This window comes from Streptomyces paludis, assembly GCF_003344965.1.
Taxonomy (GTDB): Bacteria; Actinomycetota; Actinomycetes; order Streptomycetales; family Streptomycetaceae; genus Streptomyces; species Streptomyces paludis.
The window spans coordinates 2,674,648-2,692,258 of the sequence record NZ_CP031194.1; the positions used below are offsets into that span (position 1 = coordinate 2,674,648).

General features: G+C 71.0%; 20 protein-coding genes and 2 pseudogenes. 14 read left to right on the forward strand and 8 right to left on the reverse strand.

The window, feature by feature from the left end:
• Positions 1-55: 55 nt before the first annotated feature.
• From DVK44_RS11505 to DVK44_RS11525, 5 genes and pseudogenes are all read left to right on the forward strand, one after another.
• A pseudogene (locus DVK44_RS11505) lies at positions 56-244 on the forward strand (hypothetical protein); the annotation flags it as partial.
• Positions 245-526: 282 nt separating this feature from the next.
• A pseudogene (locus tag DVK44_RS37870) lies at positions 527-709 on the forward strand (hypothetical protein); the annotation flags it as partial.
• Positions 710-777: 68 nt separating this feature from the next.
• Positions 778-1,560: a transcriptional regulator gene (locus DVK44_RS11515; protein WP_114659592.1), complete on the forward strand. Its 783-nt coding sequence runs from the start codon at positions 778-780 to the stop codon at positions 1,558-1,560.
• Positions 1,561-1,651: 91 nt separating this feature from the next.
• Positions 1,652-2,044, forward strand: a complete 393-nt coding sequence (locus tag DVK44_RS11520) for a roadblock/LC7 domain-containing protein (protein WP_408055310.1) — start codon at positions 1,652-1,654, stop codon at positions 2,042-2,044.
• A 125-nt stretch (positions 2,045-2,169) separates the two neighbouring features.
• Positions 2,170-2,544: a hypothetical protein gene (locus DVK44_RS11525; protein ID WP_114659593.1), complete on the forward strand. Its 375-nt coding sequence runs from the start codon at positions 2,170-2,172 to the stop codon at positions 2,542-2,544.
• Positions 2,545-2,570: 26 nt separating this feature from the next.
• Here DVK44_RS11525 and DVK44_RS11530 read toward each other — a convergent pair whose 3' ends face one another.
• The 4 genes from DVK44_RS11530 to DVK44_RS11545 all read right to left on the reverse strand — a co-directional run bounded on the left by DVK44_RS11530 (position 2,571) and on the right by DVK44_RS11545 (position 4,965).
• Positions 2,571-3,137: a hypothetical protein gene (locus DVK44_RS11530; protein ID WP_114659594.1), complete on the reverse strand. Its 567-nt coding sequence runs from the start codon at positions 3,135-3,137 to the stop codon at positions 2,571-2,573.
• 310 nt (positions 3,138-3,447) lie between these two features.
• Positions 3,448-3,831, reverse strand: coding sequence for a hypothetical protein (locus DVK44_RS11535; RefSeq protein WP_162793788.1), 384 nt, complete (start codon positions 3,829-3,831; stop codon positions 3,448-3,450).
• Between the two features lie 76 nt (positions 3,832-3,907).
• Positions 3,908-4,114: a DUF397 domain-containing protein gene (locus DVK44_RS11540; protein WP_114659596.1), complete on the reverse strand. Its 207-nt coding sequence runs from the start codon at positions 4,112-4,114 to the stop codon at positions 3,908-3,910.
• Positions 4,115-4,125: 11 nt separating this feature from the next.
• Positions 4,126-4,965 carry a helix-turn-helix domain-containing protein gene (locus tag DVK44_RS11545; protein ID WP_114659597.1) on the reverse strand — a complete coding sequence of 280 codons (840 nt, stop codon included), beginning with the start codon at positions 4,963-4,965 and terminating at the stop codon, positions 4,126-4,128.
• Positions 4,966-5,141: 176 nt separating this feature from the next.
• On the opposite strand from DVK44_RS11545, the gene DVK44_RS11550 reads away from it, so the two are divergent.
• Together DVK44_RS11550 and DVK44_RS37615 are read left to right on the forward strand one after the other, a co-directional pair.
• A complete protein-coding gene (locus tag DVK44_RS11550; RefSeq protein ID WP_114659598.1) occupies positions 5,142-5,591 on the forward strand; it encodes an ATP-binding protein in 450 nt (149 codons plus the stop codon).
• A complete protein-coding gene (locus DVK44_RS37615; protein ID WP_269439599.1) occupies positions 5,549-5,674 on the forward strand; it encodes a hypothetical protein in 126 nt (41 codons plus the stop codon). Before DVK44_RS11550 ends, DVK44_RS37615 begins: the two co-directional genes overlap by 43 nt.
• Positions 5,675-5,720: 46 nt before the next feature.
• On the opposite strand, the gene DVK44_RS11555 is transcribed toward DVK44_RS37615, so the two are convergent.
• Together DVK44_RS11555 and DVK44_RS11560 are read right to left on the reverse strand one after the other, a co-directional pair.
• Positions 5,721-7,529: a HAMP domain-containing sensor histidine kinase gene (locus DVK44_RS11555; protein ID WP_331461591.1), complete on the reverse strand. Its 1,809-nt coding sequence runs from the start codon at positions 7,527-7,529 to the stop codon at positions 5,721-5,723.
• Complete coding sequence (locus DVK44_RS11560) at positions 7,516-8,223, reverse strand: response regulator transcription factor (protein WP_114659599.1); 708 nt, start codon at positions 8,221-8,223, stop codon at positions 7,516-7,518. The genes DVK44_RS11555 and DVK44_RS11560 overlap by 14 nt, the downstream gene beginning before the upstream one ends.
• Before the next feature lie 111 nt (positions 8,224-8,334).
• On the opposite strand from DVK44_RS11560, the gene DVK44_RS11565 reads away from it, so the two are divergent.
• The 4 genes from DVK44_RS11565 (at position 8,335) to DVK44_RS11580 (ending at position 12,375) form a co-directional block, all read left to right on the forward strand.
• Positions 8,335-8,955, forward strand: a complete 621-nt coding sequence (locus DVK44_RS11565; protein ID WP_162793790.1) for a hypothetical protein — start codon at positions 8,335-8,337, stop codon at positions 8,953-8,955.
• A gap of 113 nt (positions 8,956-9,068) precedes the next feature.
• The gene (locus DVK44_RS11570; RefSeq protein WP_114659601.1) at positions 9,069-10,379 is read left to right on the forward strand and encodes an efflux RND transporter periplasmic adaptor subunit; all 1,311 of its coding nucleotides are present in this window, start codon (positions 9,069-9,071) and stop codon (positions 10,377-10,379) included.
• Entirely contained in the window at positions 10,376-11,110 is a 735-nt protein-coding gene (locus DVK44_RS11575; RefSeq protein WP_114659602.1) for an ABC transporter ATP-binding protein, read from the forward strand. Before DVK44_RS11570 ends, DVK44_RS11575 begins: the two co-directional genes overlap by 4 nt.
• Positions 11,107-12,375 (forward strand): ABC transporter permease, encoded by a 1,269-nt coding sequence (locus tag DVK44_RS11580; protein ID WP_114659603.1) that lies wholly within the window; start codon positions 11,107-11,109, stop codon positions 12,373-12,375. The genes DVK44_RS11575 and DVK44_RS11580 overlap by 4 nt, the downstream gene beginning before the upstream one ends.
• 19 nt (positions 12,376-12,394) lie before the next feature.
• Here the strand turns inward: DVK44_RS11580 and DVK44_RS11585 are convergent, their stop codons facing one another.
• The gene (locus DVK44_RS11585) at positions 12,395-13,246 is read right to left on the reverse strand and encodes a MurR/RpiR family transcriptional regulator (RefSeq protein ID WP_114659604.1); all 852 of its coding nucleotides are present in this window, start codon (positions 13,244-13,246) and stop codon (positions 12,395-12,397) included.
• Complete coding sequence (locus DVK44_RS11590; RefSeq protein ID WP_114659605.1) at positions 13,243-14,949, reverse strand: aromatic amino acid ammonia-lyase; 1,707 nt, start codon at positions 14,947-14,949, stop codon at positions 13,243-13,245. The genes DVK44_RS11585 and DVK44_RS11590 overlap by 4 nt, the downstream gene beginning before the upstream one ends.
• Positions 14,950-15,143: 194 nt before the next feature.
• On the opposite strand from DVK44_RS11590, the gene DVK44_RS11595 reads away from it, so the two are divergent.
• The 3 genes from DVK44_RS11595 to DVK44_RS11605 are packed head-to-tail and all read left to right on the forward strand — an operon-like array spanning position 15,144 to position 17,610.
• Positions 15,144-16,280, forward strand: a complete 1,137-nt coding sequence (locus DVK44_RS11595; RefSeq protein WP_114659606.1) for an ABC transporter ATP-binding protein — start codon at positions 15,144-15,146, stop codon at positions 16,278-16,280.
• Complete coding sequence (locus DVK44_RS11600) at positions 16,277-16,939, forward strand: ABC transporter permease (RefSeq protein ID WP_114659607.1); 663 nt, start codon at positions 16,277-16,279, stop codon at positions 16,937-16,939. The genes DVK44_RS11595 and DVK44_RS11600 overlap by 4 nt, the downstream gene beginning before the upstream one ends.
• 8 nt (positions 16,940-16,947) lie before the next feature.
• On the forward strand, positions 16,948-17,610 hold the full coding sequence (locus DVK44_RS11605) for an ABC transporter permease (RefSeq protein WP_114659608.1): 663 nt from the start codon (positions 16,948-16,950) through the stop codon (positions 17,608-17,610).
• Position 17,611: the final 1 nt, after the last annotated feature.

Consider the following 17,611-nt stretch of genomic DNA (forward strand, 5'->3'; position numbering starts at 1 on the left):
CGATTACCGCCGTACGACAGTGCGCCCGCACGCCCGGCTGGGGAGGGGAATCCGCGTGCCCGGAATCGATGCATGCCTGGACGAGGCCATGAGCCTGCCAGGCGCGCGCGGAGCGGCGATTGTCGACTGGACGAGCGGCCTCGCGCTCGGCACAGCGGGCGAATCGCCCAACGGAGACCATGAGGCGACGGCCGCCGAGACGGCCGAACTCGCCAGAGCGGCGGCCGAGTACTCGGCGTTCGCGCCGACGGAGAGACCGGCGGCGAGACCCGCGAGACCGGTCCTGGCGCTGCCCGCAGGACCGCCGCCCGCCAGAGCGCTGCCCCCCGGGTTACTCCCCGTCGGTCCGCCGTATCCCGCCGGACCGCCGTTCCCCACCGGGACACCGCCGGCCGGGACACTGCCGCCCGGTCTCGCACCGGCCGTCGGGCACCCGGGAAGCCCCGAGCCCCCCGAGTCCTCCGGGAGCCACGAGAACCCCAGCGGCTCCGGCGGCCCCAGCGGCTCCAACGGCCCCAGAAGCGAGAAGGGCCCACCGGTCGAGGACCTCATCGTCACCACACGCACCGGGTACCACATCATGAGTTTCGTGGAGACGACGTTCGACAGCAGCGTCTTCCTGCACCTCTGGCTCGACCGGGACTCCGGCAACCTCGCCCTCGCCCGAATCCGCCTCAGGCAGCTCGCCGAACGGCTGGTACTGGGATGACCGCGCAGTCCCCCCTCCCCCACATACCGCCGGTACCGCCGATACCCCCGTCGCCGCCGGAGCCGGTCATGCCGCCCGGGACCCATATCCAGTCGGCCGTCTCCCCGATGCTCGTCCGGCTGGCTGGCGAGCGCGCCACCGGCGCCCTGCTGCGCGATCAGGGCACGCTCTATCTCACCGACGGCCGCGTCGTCCACGCCGAGAGCCCGGTGGCACCCGGCATGGACGTCCTGCTGACGGCGGGCGGCCGGTTACCGCGCGGCGGCTGGGAGGAAGCCGTCGACCGCGCCGGCACCCGCCGCGAGGTGGGCAGATATCTCGTGGACAGCGGCCGGCTGCACAACGGAGAGCTGGAAATAGCCCACCTGGGCGCCCTGTTCGACGCCGCGTTCTTCGCCCTGGCCCCCGGCAGCGGACCCACCCGGTTCCGGTACGGGGTGGCGCACTGGATGGGTCCCGTACGGCCCGTGTCCGCCACGGCCGTCGAGCGCGAGACGGTGCGCCGGCGCGAACTCCTCGACCACGTATGGCCCTACGCGGCCGTCGACACCGCGCCCCTGGTGGCGCGCGAGCCCGCGCCCGGCCAGACCGTCACCCGCCGACAGCGCGCGCTGCTCGCGCTGGCCGACGGTGTACGCACCCCGGTGGCCATCGCCTGGGCCCTCGGCCGGCCGGCGTTCCACACCCTTCTCGACGTCCGGCGGCTGGCCGCCGCCGGGCTCGTCGAGACGCCCGACGACCCGGTGCCGACCGCTCCCGCGACGCTTCCGCCGTGGGTCGCGACGGTCTCCGGCGACCCGGACATCACGCTGTTACGCCGGCTCCGCGACGCCCTGGAGGCAAGCCTGTGATCCCCCGCTCCATCCACCGCCACCCGGTCCGTGCCACGCCGTCATGGTCATGAGGCGTGCTCTGCGGGCGCGTGCCGAGAGGAGACAGCTGATGAGCGCAGAAGCCGACGTACTCGGCGAGATCAGACGCCTGCGGGCGCGCCTTCCCCAGCTCACGGGGGCCATGGCGGCCAGCACGGACGGCCTGGTCCTCGCCCAGGACACGGCCGATGTGGAACCCGAAGGCGTCGCGGCACTCACCGCCGCCGCCCTGGGCGTCGCCATGCGCCTGACGGACGCCACGGGCCAGGGCGGCTTCCGTGAGCTGCTGATCCGGGGCGAACTGGGCTATGTCGCGACGTACGCGGCGGGTTCCTCGGCGGTCCTGACGCTCCTGGCGGAGCCGAGGACCAACGTGGGCCGGCTGCATCTGGAGGCCCGCCGGTCCAGCGCCAGGATCGGCGAGCTGGTGGACGGCGCGCTGGAGCGCCTGGAGAACGCCTGACGACAGACACACCAACCACCCCGACCGCCACCCCACACAACTCCGCCCCATCACCTCGCCCACCTCTCCCACCTCCCCCACCGAACAGATTTCAGACTCACACCAAGAGAAGGAAGTGCACGTCCATGGCCAACACCGAAGCCGCTCTCAAGGAAGCCGTCACATCCATAGAAGGCGCCATCGGAGCAGCCCTCGTCGACTACGCCAGCGGAATGGCCCTCGGCACGATCGGCGGCAGCAAGGAACTCGACCTGACGGTCGCGGCCGCCGGCAACACCGACGTGGTCCGGGCGAAGGTCCGCACCATGGAACTGCTCGGCCTGAAGGACGAGATCGAGGACATCCTCATCACCCTGGGCGGCCAGTACCACCTGATCCGCCTTCTCAAGGGCCGTGGCAACAGCGGGCTCTTCCTCTACCTGGCGCTCGACAAGGCCCGCGCGAATCTGGCGATGGCCCGCCACCAGCTGATGAAGATAGAGGCGAGCCTGGAGGTCTGACAGCCCCTCCAAGCACCCCGCGTCCCTCAACGGCGACGCCGCGCCCCGCCGGGCCCGGCGTCGCCGGCCGCGATTCCGGTGGTGCGGTAGCCCTTCACCTTCTTGCCGACCGGCCGGCCGGCACCGGCCCAGTCGGTACGTACCCACAGCAGCACGTCGTCCCGGCGCTCCCGGCCGCCCAGCCAGAGCGACTTGAGCCAGAGTCCCGCGCCGGCGCCCGCGAGGACGAGCCCGCCGGCGATGGGCAGCACGAACGAGAAGACCCCGGCCACCAGGAACGCGCCCAGCAGCCACCACCGGTGCGCCCGCCGCCAGTTCCGCAGCGTTACGGCACGGTCCTGGAGGATGTCGAACTTCCCGGCCTTCGAAGCGGCGTCCGCCCACCCCGTATAACGCCGCCGCCGCACCAGCGCGACCACGGCGGCACACACCAGGAACAGCGCGGCCCCGGCATACCCCCCGATCCGGCGCCCGGTCAGCCCCGGGATCAGGAATCCCACCCCGGCGGCCACCACCCCCAACCACCACAAGGGCAAGGCCCCCGCCCGTACGACCACCGCGACCCGTGCCAAGGACTGTCCGCCGCGCCCCACTGCCTGCCTCCTCGAAGTCACCGTCCGGAGCCGTTCGTAGCGAAGGATAGTAACGCTCTCTGAGCGTTCTCTGAGAGCCCTGCGACAGGAGCAAATCGAGCGACGCGAGGAACGCGAAAGGGGCCCTTCCTCTTGCGAGAAAGGGCCCCTCCGTGTCGAGCGCCCGGCAGGCCTTGCACCTACATTTCCCACCGGCAGGTGGGCGTCTTTCCTTGGACCACAGACGCGAGACTTCGTTTCGGTGAACCGAAGTAACACCATGATCATACAAGAGACTTGAGGTGTGGATCAACACGGCTCACGGGCTGGCTCAGCTCAAGAAGTGGGCCACCAGGACGAGTCCCGCGAGCAGGCCGTAGTAGGCCAGGACCAGCAGCAGGCTGACGAGGAGCAGCAGCCAGCCGATCAGGATGGCGATCAGGGCCATCCCCCGGTCCTGGCCGCCCAGCCGCTTGCCCCGGCGGCGGCCGAGATGCCCGGCCGGGATGGCGACGATGCCGCACAGAAACAGGAGGAAGGTGTAAAAGCCGCCGTACATCAGCCAGAACATCGGCGTGATCGCGGTGGCGGTGATCAGGGTGACTCCCCCGATGGCCGCCGCGATACTGACTCGGGCGGGCGTGTTGCGTGCCTTCGTCAATGGCTCGGCCGCCGATGGGTCCTCGGCCGTCGATGGGTTACTGCTGGTCGTCATCATGCTCCCCGTTGGTCAAAAAAAGGCGGCGGCCGACAGGTCGGCCACCGCTTCCGTAACGTACTGCGCGCGAATGTCAGGCAGCGAGCGCACCCGAACGGACGGCGTTCACGAACGCCTGCCAGGACCCGGGGGCGAAGACGGCGGCGCCGCGCTCGCGGTCCTTGGTGTCGCGGACGGCCTGACGGCCGGAGAGCAACCGGCCGCGTTCAACGCACCCGTTGTCACTGCCGCTGTATGTGCTCTTGTGCCAGACCGCACCATCGAACTCGTCGGAGGTCACTGCCCACTGCCCTAGAGGAGATCACGGATGTACTTCTCTGACGCGGACGGCGAGAGAGCCGCGGCGGTGAACTCATCCCACACACGCGTGTAAATCTGCACATCCGTCCGCTGTTCCAACAAAGTACCACCGGTGACATGCTCCAACCATGCGACGTCGATGGAAGGTTCACCTCGCAGAGAGAAGAGCGTGAACGGGGCGTACTGCTCAGCGGGGATCGCCGCGTCGAGCGGCAGGATCTGGATGCTGACGTTGGGCCGGTCTCCCATCTCCAGCAGATATTCAAGCTGCTCCCGGGCTACGGCCGGCGACCTGCTGATCCGATGCAGCACAGCCACATCGATGATGGTGCGCAGCGTGAAGTCCAGCTGTGCGTCGATGAGTTCCTTCCGCTTCAACCGCGTCTCCGCCAGTGGGCCGATCTTCTCCGCCGGGTGGCGTGTCTCGAAGATCCGCCGCATGTACGTCTCAGTCTGGAGCAGCCCGGGAATGACCGTTGGAACGTACTCCCGCACCAACTCGGAGTCCGCCTCCAGCGTCAGGTAGTCCCGAAGCGTGTCGTGCAGCAACGGGCCCTGGCTGCTCCACCAGTCCACCTTGTGGATCTCCTTGGCCAGCCGCCTGACGCTTGCCACGTACGCCGCGTCGTCGATCTCGTAGAAGTCCAGCAGCACCGTCAGGTCCAGTGGCCTTATGCCCCGCTTGCCGTTCTCGATCTGCGAGACCTTCGGCTGACCGCACTGCAACTTCTCGGCGATGTCCTGGACTTTGTAGCCCCTCTCCAGACGGAGTCGCCTCAGCTCGTTACCGAGCCGCTTGCTGCGCATCGTGGGCATATCCCTTTGCTCCATGGCGACATGGTTGCGTGCCCGCCCTCCCGATAACAGCACTTCGGTACAGCTTTCACCCTCAAGTGTGAATGCTTGGGAATTACTTGCCCATTGCTAAGTTCACCAGACACCATCACTCCGTAACACGGCGCACCAACCCGGTGACTCGCCGTCACCCCCGCAGTCCAGGAGGAGCCATGGCGAGCGTGGCCGGGATCGAACGGGAGCTGCGGCTCAGCATCGCCGTGCAGCCGGCGGAGTTGGGCCGTATCCGGCGTGACCTGCTGGAACGGCTGGACGCATGGGGGTACGCGGCCGTGCGTGACGACGCCGTGCTCGTCGTCACGGAGTTGCTGACGAACGTTCACCAGCACGCCGGCGGCCGGTGCGACCTGCTCGTCAGAGCCGCCGAACCGGACCTCCTGCTCATCACGGTCAGTGACCCCGTGATGGTCGCGCCGGCCCGCCGGAAGCCACAGCCGGTATCCGGTCCCGCCGAGGACGGCCGGGGGCTCGTCCTGGTCGACGCGCTGACCGAGCACTGGGAGACCGTGCTCACCGCGACCGGCAAGGACATCAGGTGCTCGATGCGCGTTCCGCCCCCATGCGCCTCCTCGGCCGCCGCTCCCACGACAGCCGCCGTATGAGTCCGAGCGCCGAGCAGCTCGGTTACGTCATCGCGGTCCTGGTGATCGGCGGCTCGCTCGCCTTCGCCGTCTGGCGCGGCTGAAGGGCGGCGATCGGCTGAAGGGCGGCGATCGGCTGAAGGGCGGCGATCAGCCCCCGTGCCGGGGCAGGCTCACGGTGAACGTGGTGCCCTCGCCGGGGGTGCTCCGTACCGTGATCGCGCCGCCGTGGGCCTCGGTGAGTTTGCGGGCGATGGAGAGGCCCAGTCCGCTCCCGCCGGTCTGGCGGCTGCGGGACTTGTCCGCGCGCCAGAACCGGTCGAAGACGTACGGGAGATCCTCGGGCGCGATCCCGGTGCCGGTGTCCACGACCTCCAGCAGCACATCGTTCTTGCGCTGCCGGGCGCTCAGGGCGACGCTGCCGCCGCTCGGGGTGTGGCGTACGGCGTTGCCGACCAGGTTGCCGACGATCTGGCGGAGCCGGAGCGGGTCGGCGTACCACATCTCGTGGTCATCGGCGGGTACGGCGATGCCCTCGACGTGGGTGCTCAGGGTGACGCCCGCCTGCGCCGCCGTGCCGCTGTGGGCCGAGGCGACATGGTCGAGTACGTCGGGGAGGTGCACCGGCTCGGTGTGGAGGGCCAGGCTTCCGGCGTCCGCGGCGGCCAGGTCCCGCAGGTCGTCGATGATGTGCTGGAGCAGGACCGCCTCGTCCAGCAGCAGATCGAGCAGTCGCCGGTCCGCCGGGGTGATGCCGTCCTGGGCCGCCTCCAGCCAGCTGCGGATGTTCGTCAGCGGACTGCGCAGTTCGTGGGCGACATCGCCGACCATCGTCGTCCGCTGCTCTTCGAGCCGTTCCCGGCGTTCGGCGAGGTCGTTGAAGGCCACGGCGAGGCGCCCGATCTCGTCGTCGGCCCCCACCGCGATCCGGGGCGTCCGCTCGGCGGGCTGCTGGGCCGCGGAGATGAGCGTCCGCAGCGGCCGGACGAGACGCCGTCCGACGACGACGGAGACGCCGACGGTGACGGCCAGGACGAGGGCCGCCGCCAGGGCGATCCGGGTCACGCCGTCGCCGGACAGCTCGAACTCGGCGGGCTCCTGGGCCGCCGCCTGTCCCGAGGTGCCGACGAAAAGCAGCGCCGCCGGGGCCACATAAGGCCGGAGCTGCTGCTGGCGGGCCCCGTCCAGACACTGCTGGGCCACCGCGTCCGCCATCGTCGTCCGTGTCTCGTCCTGGAGCCTTACGGCGAAGTCCTGGGTCACCTCGACCGTCTTCGGCTCGACGTCGAGGCACTCGGCGGTCTGCGCGGTCAGTTCGTCGAGCGCCGCGCGCCGGGCGGGCGAAGGCGCCTGGTAGGTGTAGAGATCGCAGACGTTGGCGATCTTGGCCTGGTGGTACACGTCCGGGAAGAGGATCTGCCGCCGCCCGCTGGGCAGTTCCACCACCTTCGGTTCCAGGCCGACTTCTCGTACGCAGGCGAGCGCCTTGGCCGTCTCCGTCCGTACGGTCGCGCGCTCCTTCGCCGTCAGCCGGTAGGGGCCGACGGCGCGGGGGTCGATGGGCCCGCTGTCCGTGCGCGCGAGGACGACGTTCAGGTTCAGCGGATCGATGACCGCCGCCGGCCGGTCCGGCAGCACGCGTGCCGCCCCGGGGGAGGCCGCGAGCCGGGTACGGGAGGGGGTGGTGAGCGTGATCGTACGGCCGGTCTCGTCCGCGAGTTCGGTGACGAACCGCTGAACACCGTCCCATCCTCGGTGAGTTGCCGCGTAGCCGATGAGCGCGTCATAGATCTCGTTGCCGTCGGAGAGGGACTGGCCCGGCTCGCCGCGCAGATTCTGGGTGGTGGTCGTGGCGGCGATCCACGCGGTCGCGGCCACCGCGCACATCGCGATCAGGGTGGAGGCGGTGAGCAGCCGGACCAGCAGCCGCCGGTGCAGCGGGATCCTACTCGGGCGCACGTCGGCCGCCGTCCGTCAGTTTGTAGCCGACACCGTGGACGGTCACCAGATGGACGGGCGTCCGGGGGCTGCGTTCGATCTTCTTGCGCAGGTTCATCACATGCATGTCGATGGTGCGGGTGGTGGGCATGGTGTCCCAGCCGCGGGTACGTTCCAGCAGCTGCTGCCGGGTGAAGACGCGGCCCGGCTCCGCCGCCATCGTCGCGAGCACGGTGAACTCGCCCGCCGTGCAGGCGATGGGCCGGCCGTCGACCCGTACCTCGTGCCGTACGGTGTCCACCGCGATCGGCCCCACCCGCAGGACGCTGTCCGCCCGCGACGGCGTCGCCCGCTCGACCCGGCGCAGCAGGGTCCGTATCCGCGCCATCAGTTCGCGCGGACTGTACGGCTTGCTCATGTAGTCGTCGGCGCCCAGGTCGAGCCCGAGCAGCAGGTCCTCCTCGGCCGTCCGGGCGGTCAGCATCAGGATGGGCATCGTCGTCTCCTGCCGCAGGATCCGGCAGACGTCGAGGCCGTCGATGCCCGGCATCATCACGTCGAGCACGAGCAGGTCCGGGCGCAGCCGGCGTACGGCGTCGACGGCGGAGCGGCCGTCATGGGCGAGCAGGGCTTCGTATCCCTCGTGGCGCAGGTACAGGCGCAACACCTCCGCCTGCCGTTTGTCGTCCTCAGCGATGAGGACCGTGGCGTTCATGAGCCGACTATATGAGGGGGTCGGCGGGGGTCGGGGCGGCCCGGCGGAAGCTGACAAACTCAATACATCTGCCCGACGGCGGCCTGATTTCCGTACGCCAGTCTCAGTGCCATGAAACAGCGCGCGACTATTTCCCCGGCTCCCGCCCTGGTCGTGGGAGCCCTGTGCGGCGTCCTGCTCGTGGGGTGTTCCTCCGGATCCGACTCCGGCCAGGACAGCGGTGCCGGAGCCGGGAACGAGACCGGCATCGCCTCGGTGGCCTCACCTGACGCGAAGGACGGAAAGGACGGGAAGGACGGAAAGGCGTCCTCCGGCGGCACCGGAACACAGCAGAAAAAGGGCACCATGATCGGCATAGACCTGGACACCGCGGAAGTGGCCGCCATCGAGGATGCCTGGCGTGCCTGTCTGATCTCCAACGGTGCCAAGACATACCGGAAGGGGGGTCAGGAAATCCCCGACCAGCTGTCCCGGGAGCCCGCGTCCGCCTACAAGGCGTGCGAGGCGAAGGAGCCCTACGTCGACCCCGTGCTCGACCCGGACGCCAATCCCCGTTACGCCGAACAGACGAAGACGTGGATGGCCTGCATGAACCGTAACGGGATCGAGGTCAGCCGCAGCGGGGACAGTGAATTCTTCAACTACGGAAAGATCGACCCGAAGCTCGAAGCCGAGCCCGACGGCATAAGCAAGGTCACCAGCAAGTGCTACACGGAGTCCTACAAGTGGTGACCGACGACGACTCGACTCTCCCCGCTCCTTCCGCTCCCTCCGCTCTCTCCGATCCCCCCGCTCCTCCCGCGCGCCGGAGCCGCCGGAAGCGCGCCGCACCCGACGAGACCCCCGTGTCCGGGGGCAGCGGCGCGCCCGGCACCCGCCGCCGGGCCCGGATCATCGCGGCGACGAGTCTCGTGGCCCTGCTCGTGACGGGAGCGGCCGGGGCCGCCGTGTGGAGCTACGGCTCCGGCAGAACGGTTACGGCGGGCACGGCGTCCGACCCGTCCGCGCAGACCGCCACGGTCACCCGGACCGATCTGAGCAACAGCCGCACACTGGACGGGACCCTCGGCTACGGCAGGGCGACGACCGTCCGCGCGAACGCCACCGCCGGCGCCAACGGCGGGGGCACGGTCACCTGGCTGCCGGCCGACGGTACGGAGGTCACCAGGGGCAAGGCCCTCTACCGTGTCGACGACCGCCCGGTGTCCCTCCTCTACGGTGACCTTCCGCTGTACCGGCGGCTCGACACGCTCAACACCGTGGGCCGGGACGTCCGCATGCTCGCCGAGAACCTGGTGGCCCTCGGCTACACCATCGGCAACCAGCCGCTGCCGGGCCAGACGGTCAACGTAAGACTGCCGGACCCGGACCCGGACCAGGGCGCGGGCGCGGACGAGGCACCGAGCCGGGACGCGGACCGGGATACGGATCCGAGCCCGGACGCCAGTACGCCGGCCACCGGCGGCTCGACCGCTCCGCCCACCACGAAGACGGCCTCGCCGTCGTACCTGCCGGTCAAGGTCGGCCCGGACGACGGGGTGCTCACACAGGAGCTGATCGACGCGGTCAAGCGCTGGCAGACCTACCTCGGGGTGCCGGCCACCGGTGTCATCGACGCGTCCGACATCGCCGTGCTCAAGGGGGCGGTCCGGGTGGACAGCGTGCAGGTCCAGACGGGAGACCCGGCGGACGGGCCGATGCTGAAGGCCACGACCACGGGCAAGGCCGTGACCCTCTCCATGGAGGCCACCGAGTCCGGCGGTATCAAGCGCGGTCAGCGCGTCACCGTCCATCTCCCCGACGAGTCCACCGTGCCGGGCAAGGTCTCCTCCGTGGCCACCACCGCGGAACCCGCCGGCGCGGAACAAGGCCCGGACGCCCCGCCCATGGTCACCGTCACCGTGACGCTCGACAACGAGGCCAAGGCCAGGAAGTTCGACTCGGCGCCGGTGCGCGTGGACTTCGCCGGCGAGAGCCGCAGCAATGTGCTGACCGTCCCGGTCACGGCGCTGCTGTCGCTGCGCGAGGGCGGTTACGGAGTGCAGCTGGCGAACGGGAAACTGATCGCGGTGACCACGGGACTCTTCTCCAAGGGACAGGTCGAGGTCAGCGGCGACGGGCTCGCCGAGGGCGCCCGGGTGGTGGTCGCGTCGTGACGGCGGTGCTCTCCGCCCGGGACGTACGGGTCGCGTACGCGGGCGGGGTGACGGCGCTCGACGGTGTCTCGCTCGACATCCACCAGGGTGAACTGCTGGCGATCGTCGGCCCGTCCGGCTCGGGCAAGTCCACCCTGCTGAACATCATGGGCACGCTCGCCCTGCCGACCGGCGGCCGAGTCGAGATCGCCGGACACGATGTCGCCGGACTGACGGACCGTCAACTCTCGTCACTGCGCGGACGCCTGCTCGGTTTCGTCTTCCAGCACTTCCATCTGTCCGACGGTCTCACCGCCGCCGAGAACGTCGCCACCGGCCTGCTGTACGCGGGCGTGCCGAGGCGCGAACGCCGGCGGCCGGCGCTGAAGGCGCTGGAGCGGGTCGGCCTCGGCCACCGGGCCGGTCACCGGCCGCCGCAGCTCTCGGGCGGTGAGCGCCAGCGGGTCGCCATCGCCCGCGCGCTGGTCCACCGCCCCCTGCTGGTCCTCGCGGACGAACCCACCGGCGCGCTCGACACGGCCAACGGGCGGCTCGTACTGGACCTGTTCACCCAGCTCAACCAGGAGGGCACCACCATCGCGCTCATCACCCACGACCGCGGTATCGCCGAGAGCATGCCGCGCCGGGTGGAGATCCTGGACGGCCACATCGTGAACGACACGGGCGCGGTCGCGACCGACACGCTCTCCCTGCCCGCCCCCGTACCCACATGGCAGGGGGCCACCTCATGACCCACAGCCAGCTCACACCGTCGCCATCGCCGCCGTCGTCTCCGTCGTCTCCCCCGCCCTGGCTGCGCCCGGTGCGGCTGTCCCCGTCCGATCTGCTGCGGCTGGGCCTGGTCGGGATCCGTACCCGCCGGATGCGTGCCGCGCTCTCCGCACTCGGCATCTCCATCGGCATCGCCACCATGATCCTGGTCACCGGCATCCCCACATCGAGCCAGCGCGCGCTGGAGGCGGAGCTGACCGCGCTCGGCACCGACCGGCTCCAGGCCGTCGCCGACTCCAAACTCGCGCGACCGGGCGAGAGGGCCGCCTTCCCGGCGGAGGCGGCCGCCATGGTGGCCCGTATCGGTCCCGTCAAAGCCGTCGCCGAGACCGCCAACGTCCATCGGAGCGTGCGGCGTTCCGACCGGGTCGACGCCGGTCTCACGGCGGGACTCACCGTCCAGGCCGCCCGGCCCAATCTGATCGAGGTGATCAACACGGAGGTCCGGTCCGGGAGCTATCTGACCGACGTGACGGAGAAGTTCCCCTCCGCGGTACTCGGCGCGAAGGCCGCCGCCACCCTCGGCTTCACCCGTATCACCCCGGGCGCCGAACCCCCGCAGATCCTCATCGGGAAAAGCTGGTTCAGCGTGGTCGGCATTCTGCGCACCACCCCGCTGACCCCCGCGATCGACGGCTCGGTCCTGATCGGCTGGGACGCCGCCCGCGACCATCTCGCCTTCGACGGCCGCCCGACCCAGCTCTTCATCCAGGCCGAGGAGTCGGCCATCGAGGACGTGTACTCCGTACTGCCCACGACCATCGCACCGCAGAACCCCGGCCTCGCCAAGATCAGCCGCCCCACGGACGCGCTCGCCGCGAAACGCTCCACGCAGTCGGCCTTCTCCGGTCTCTTCATCGGGCTGGCCGGGGTCGCGCTGCTGGTCGGCGGGATCGGAGTCGCCAACACCATGGTGATCTCCGTACTGGAACGCCGTAAGGAGATCGGGCTGCGCCGGGCGCTGGGCGCGAGCCGGGGCCAGATCCGCGCCCAGTTCCTCACCGAGTCCATCGCCCTGTCCAGCCTGGGCGGGGTGGCCGGTGTCGTGCTGGGGGCGACGGCCACCATGGCGTACGCCGCGTACCGCGCGTGGCCGATGGCGATCCCGCTCCCCGCCGCCGGGGGCAGTCTGGCCGGCGCCGTACTGGTCGGTGTGCTCGCCGGGGTTTATCCGGCCGTACGCGCGGCGCGCCTCCCGCCGACGGAGGCGCTGTCCGCCACGTAACGCCGTAAACCCACGGCCCTCACTCCACGAACAGCCCCCGCGCGCTCGCCCGCGCGTCGAACTCCTCCAGCCGCGCCTGCGCGTCCGGCAGGCCGTCGCACATCGCCTCCAGCAGCACCCGCCCCAGCAGCATCGGCGCGCACACCGTGTCGAAGGCGAGGCCCGTGCCGACGGCCGCCGGGAGGAGCAGATCGCTGTGGTGGGCGACGGGGGCGAAGGCGGAGTCGGCGACCGTCACGACCGTCAGACCGGCGGCCCGGGCGTACGCCAGCGCGTCCACGACCTCCTTGGGGTGGCGCGGCAGCGCGAAGCAGAGCAGCGCGCTCGCGCCCGCGTGGCGGGCCGTGTCGATACGGTCCGCGAGCATCGTGCCGCCCTCGTCGAGCAGCCGTACGTCCGGGTGCACCTTGGCGGCGAAGTACGCGAAGCCGCGCGCCTGCGAGGAGGCGGCGCGCAGCCCGAGGACCGGGAGCGGGCGGGAGGCGGCGAGGAGCCGGCCGGCGCGTTCGACGGGGGCCGGGTCGGCGAGGAGTTCCGCGAGCTGGCGCAGGTTCTCGATCTCGCCCTGGACGGCCTGCTGGTACTCGTTGTACGAGGCGCCCCGGTCCGCCTCCGCCGGGGTGGTCCCGTTGCCCGGCGCGACCTCGCGCAGATGCCGGCGCAGCGCCGGGTAGCCGTCGAAGCCGAGCGCGACCGCGAAGCGGGTGACGGACGGCTGGCTGACCCCGGCGAGTTCGGCCAGCTCGACGCTCGACAGGAACGGCGCGTCGCCGGCCCGGCGGACCATGCTGTGCGCGATGCGGCGCTGGGTGGGGGTGAGGCGGTGGCCCTCGAAGAGCTGCTGGAGTCGGGCGGCAGGGCTGTCGCTCATGCGATCCCCCTTGTCGGTACGGTCGGTTCGGTCGATGTGGTCATTGACAGATACGCGGCGGAAGCACCGGAAACGGCTGACGTGTCGCCTCCGTACCCGTCATCGCTCACGCGACGCGCCACCTCCGCGAACCGGTCCAGCAGCGCGGCGGCCGCCGTCACATCATCGGTCAACGGCCGGTCCGCGATCGCCTCGTCGAGTACGGACCCGGCCAGCTCCAGCGCCCGGCCGACCGGCAGACCGGCCTCCGGGGTCAGCCCGCGCAGCCGCAACGCCCGTACGGCGGCGACGAGTTCGCAGCCGACGACCAGCCGGTACGCACCCGCCACCCGCAGCGTCTGCCGTGCGGCGAGCGACGCGAAGCTGGCCTGTTCCTCCACGCCCCGGGACAGTACCGCGTGGCCGAGCGAGGCCGGGGCCGCGTAGGCGCGCAGATCACCGAGGGCCGCACCGGCCGCGTACTCCAGGATCATCACGCCGGAACTCGCGGGCTCGGCGTCCGCGAGGAAGGGCCGCAGCCGGGTGAAGGCCGGCTCGTTCAGGGCGGAGAGCCGGGAGGTGGAGAGCCGGGCGGTCTGGACGAGGGAGAGCCGGAAGTGGTCGAGCGCCAGGGCTATCTGGGCCAGGTAGAAGCCGCCGTGGTGGTACGCGGCGGGGATCGGGTCGGCGTCCGTGCCCGGGAAGATCAGCGGGTTCTCGGCGGCGGCGTTGATCTCGACGGCGAGGGCGGTCTCCAGCGCGTCGGCGGCGTCCCGCGCGGGGCCGTGTATCTGCGGCACGCAGCGGAAGCCGTACGGGTCCTGGATCCGGCCGAGCGGCGGCCCCGGCCGTTCGGCGGCGCCCAGGAGCCGGCGCATCCGGGTGGCGACGGCGTACGAACCGGGGTGCCGGCGCGCCGCGTGCACGGGCTCGGCGTACGCCTCGTACGAGCCGTCGACGGCCAGCAGCGAGAGCGCGGCGACCAGCTCGGTGGCGTCGAGGAGCCGGCGCAGCTCGTCCAGGGCGAGCGCGGCCTGTCCGAGCGTGAGGGCGTTGCTGCTGATCAGGGCGAGGGCGTCGTTGTTGTCGAGCGGCTGCGGCTCGGGGGCGTGCCCGCCCTGCCAGGGGTGCTCACCGACGAGGGCGAGGCCCATCTGCGCGAGGGCCGCGATATCGCCCGTACCGACCGAGCCGAAGGCGTGGACGACCGGGTACGCGCCGGATTCCAGCGCGTCGCAGAGGGCCGTGATCACGGTCGGCCGGAGCCCGGCACCGCCCGCGAGCAGCTGGTTCGCCCGTACGGCGAGCATGGCGCGGACCTCGCGGGCGGGCAGCGGATCGCCGATGGCGCCGGCGTGGCTGCGCAGCAGGCGCAGCCCGTGGTCGGCGGCGGCCTCGGTGGGCACGCTCTCGCCGCGGTTGGCGCCGACGCCGGTGGACCGCCCGTACACCCGGCCGGAGGCGGCCAGCTCACGCGCGACGTGCCAGCTCTGTTCGGCGCGCTTGATCGCGTCGGTCCCGGGTACGGGACGAGCGGCGCCGGAGGCGAGGCGGACGACGTCGGAGACGGGGAGGCTCCGGCCGTCGAGGACGACGATGGCGGGAGGCGAGGGCGCGGTGGCGGCGGACGCGGGCGCGGCAGCGACCACGGGTGTGGCGGCAGAAGGGGCCGGAGCCGCGGCCGGGGCCGGTGTCACGGAGCCGTCACTCTCGGTCCTGGTCATACGCGCGCACCTCTTCCGTCTCGCCGCGCCATGCCGCGCGGTGCCGACCCGACGGCACCACCGGCCCCCGTCCACATCCGTAACCAGTGATTTACCTCGGGGCATTGACAATCTATTCAGTCACCGAGAACTCTGCATGACTATATGCAGCCAGGCAAGGGACCGACGCGTGCGGACTCGGCAAGGGACGACAGATGATCAAGTTCGACACAGTGCACAAACGCTTCCCGAACGGCACGACGGCGGTCCACGATCTGACGCTGGAGATGCCGGAGGGCGGGATCACCGTCCTGGTCGGCTCCTCCGGCTGCGGTAAGACGACCACGCTGCGCATGGTCAACCGCATGGTCGAGCCCACCTCGGGCACCATCCGGCTGGCCGGCAAGGACATCCGCGAGCAGGACGCGGCCGAGCTGCGGCGCGGCATCGGATATGTGATCCAGCAGTCGGGCCTCTTCCCCCACCGTACGGTCCTCGACAACATCGCGACCGTGCCGCTGCTGCTCGGCTGGGGCCGCCGGAAGGCCCGGGCGCGGGCGTCGGAGCTGCTGGAGACGGTCGGGCTGACGGCGGAGACCGGCAAGCGCTACCCGCACCAGCTCTCCGGCGGCCAGCAGCAGCGCGTCGGCGTGGCGCGCGCTCTGGCGGGCGATCCGGCGGTGCTGCTGATGGACGAGCCGTTCGGGGCGGTCGACCCGGTCGTACGGATCCAGCTCCAGGACGAGCTGCTCCGGCTCCAGCAGGAGCTGAACAAGACCATCGTCTTCGTCACCCACGACATCGACGAGGCGGTCCGGCTGGGTGACCGTATCGCCGTCTTCCGTACGGGCGGCCATCTCGTCCAGTGCGCCCCGCCGGCCGAGCTGCTGGCGCGCCCGGCGGACGATTTCGTGGCGGGGTTCCTGGGCGAGGAGCGGGAGCTGAAGCTGCTGTCGCTGATGACGCTGGCGGATGTCCCGGTGGCACCGAAGACGACGGTACGGACCGTACGGGACGACGAGCCGGCGCCGGGCCCGGAGAGCGGGCCGTGTCTCGTGGTCAACGCGAAGGGCGAGCCGCTGGGCTGGCGCGAGGCGAAGGCGCCGACAGCCAAGACGCCGGCAGCCAAGACGCCGTCCGGTGATCAGGGCCCCCTCCTCCCGATCCGCCCCCTCCGCGACACCGACTCCCTGCTGGCGGCGCTCAACGAGTCGATCGCCTCGCCCGCACCGGCCGGCCTGATAGCCCGGGTCGACGCGGAGGGCGTGCTGAAGGGCGTGACCTCGCGGGACGCGATCCATGAGCACGCGGGCCGCCGGCACGGCCGGGCCCGGGACGGGGAGTCGATATGACGATCGACTGGTCCTGGATCTCCGATCACGCGGGCGATCTCGCCTCCCTCACCCTCAACCACCTCCAGGCCGCGCTGACCGCCGTCTTCTTCGGTCTGCTGCTCTCCCTCCCGCTGGCGGTGCTCGCCCACCGGGTGCGCCCGCTGCGCGGGGTGCTCCTCGGGGTGTCGAACGTCCTGTTCACGATCCCGTCCATCGCGGTCTTCGTGCTGCTGCTGCCCATCTCGGGCCTGACCAGGACCACAACCGTCATCGGGCTGACGATCTACACGATCGTCGTGCTGCTGCGGAACACCGTCGAGGGCCTCGACTCGGTCCCCACGAGGGCCCGCGAGGCGGCCGTCGCCATGGGCACGCGCCCGCTGCGGACGCTGCTGACCGTCGAACTGCCGCTGGCGCTGCCGGTGATCATGGCGGGGGTGCGGATCGCGACCGTCATGTCGATCTCGCTGGTCAGCGTCGCCACGTACATCGGTGACGGCGGTCTCGGCCAGCTCTTCACCGACGGCTTCCAGCGCAACTTCCCCACCCCGGTGGTGGCCGGCATCGTGCTGACGCTGCTGCTGGCGCTGGTCGCGGACGCGCTGCTGGTGACCGTGCAGTACGTACTCACGCCCTGGACCAGGAAACAGCGTCACTCAGCCGGCGGAAGGGCCTAGGGACTGCCATGTTCGAACTCCTCAAGAACCTGGGCTCCTGGCTGGTCGCCGGCGAGCAGTGGACCGGCTCCGACGGCATCGGCCACCGCCTCGCGGAGCACCTCCAGTACTCGCTGCTCGCGACGGTGATCGCCGCCGCGATCGCGCTGCCCGTAGGACTGCTCATCGGGCATACGGGCCGAGGCGCGTTCGTGGCGATCAATCTCGCCTCGTTCGGCCGGGCGCTGCCGACCGTTGGTTTGGTCGTCCTGGTGTTTCTCGCGAGTGGTCTGTCGATGACGCCGGTGTACGTGGCTCTGGTCGCGCTCGCGGTGCCGTCCATCGTGACCAACACGTACGCCGGGATGAGCGCCGTCGATCCGGAGGTGAAGGACGCGGCGCGCGGTCAGGGCATGCGCGGCCACCAGGTGCTCCTGCGGGTCGAGGTGCCGCTGGCAATGCCGCTGATCATGACCGGGCTGCGGCTGGCGCTGATCCAGGTGGTGGCGACGGCGACGATCGCCGCGTATGTCAGCTTCGGCGGCCTGGGCCGGTATGTGTTCGACGGGCTGGCCCAGCGCGATCTGGTGCAGGTGCTGGGCGGGGCGGTGCTGGTCGCGGTGGTCGCGGTCGCCCTGGACCTGGCGCTGTCGGGGCTTCAGCGCGTTCTCTTCCGCCACCGAGCGGCCTGAC